General features: G+C 70.1%; 1 pseudogene. It reads left to right on the top strand.

Going from position 1 to position 1,356, the window contains the following annotated elements:
* Window positions 1–1,356 (top strand): annotated as a pseudogene (locus CVV68_RS23750) (hypothetical protein); the annotation flags it as partial.

The raw sequence follows: 1,356 nt of genomic DNA, 5'->3' as shown, positions 1-1,356 counted from the left end.
GCTGACCCTGCACCTCCCCGCCCCCGCCGCCAACGGCGCCTTCGTCCACTGCACACGCCTGGCCCGCGCCCAACAAGACCCCAACGAACACCGCACCATCGGACAAATCCGCGCCGACACCGCCACGATCCTCCTCCTGGGCCAACACCTCCCCGGCACCGGCGCCACCGCCGGCAGCAATAACCACGAGTCCACCAACAACAACAGCAACACGGAGTCCACCAACAGCAGCCAGCCCACCGCCGAGACGACCACCAGCGGCAGGACCGGCAGCCAAGCCGCCGGCACGGGCACGGACGACAGCGCCACGGCCGACGGCAGCCCAGACACTCATGGCGAGGGCCCCACGGCCCGCGGCAACACAACCAGCAACAACAGCGCAACCACCGGTGGCAACGCAACCAGCGGCAGCGGCGGTGGCAACGCAACCAGCGGCAGCGGTAGCAACAGCAGTGGCATCGGCGGGAACGCAAGCGGGGGCAGCGGCACCGCTGGCAGCAGCCATGCCAACGATTGGAATGCCGGATCCGGCGGGACCGGCGGGTCCGGCGGCGCTACCGGTGACAATGACAATGACAGTGGGCGCGACGCCGACCATGGCGGGCAGCCCACCGGTGGTGGGTCGTTTTCGGGTGCGCGTTTCATCAACGATGCATTCTCCGGTGTCACCCTTGACGTGTACACGCTCTCCAGCCGCACCCCTTTGGCGGACGACGGGTACACGGGGCTGACGCTGGTGGATGTCCTGCCCGACTGGGTCTTCATCCCGCGGTCCCCAGCGATCGGGCCCCTGACCAAAAGAGAGGAGACCGCGCGCCAGGCCCGCGAAACGAACCCGGAAAACATCCCCCACACCGGAATCCTCTGCCCCAACACCGACACCAGGGCCACCGGCACCATCGCAGGTGCTGGCCCGGACGGTCGTCCAGACCACCCCGGTCTCGGCCAGGGTGGTGGAGCAACTTCCAGCGGCACCATTCCAGGGGACAGCCCCGCCCCGGAAGGTCAGCCTGCGGACGATCCGGGTCTGGATGGCCTCCTGACCGGCGGCACGGTCGGCGGCACGGTCGGCGGCACGGTCGGCGGCACGGTCGGCGGCACGGTCGGCGGCACGGTCGGCGGCACGGTCGGCGGCACGGTCGGGGCCCTGGTCGGGGAGCTGGCCGGTGCCCTGGTGGACGGGGTGGTGGACGGGATTCTCGAGGACCCTGTCCGGGACTACCTGAACCAGCTCGAAGCCACCCGGACCGGGAAAGCCATCACGGAACCGCCGGAACCGGCGGCGCAGGTCATCATCACCGTCCCGGTCCTGGGCCTGCTCGGGATCACCAACGAACCCGCCACCCTGGCCGGACA

It is taken from the genome of Arthrobacter livingstonensis, from assembly GCF_003219815.1.
GTDB classification, from domain to species: domain Bacteria; phylum Actinomycetota; class Actinomycetes; order Actinomycetales; family Micrococcaceae; genus Specibacter; species Specibacter livingstonensis.
This window is presented reverse-complemented; position numbering and strand designations above follow the sequence as displayed.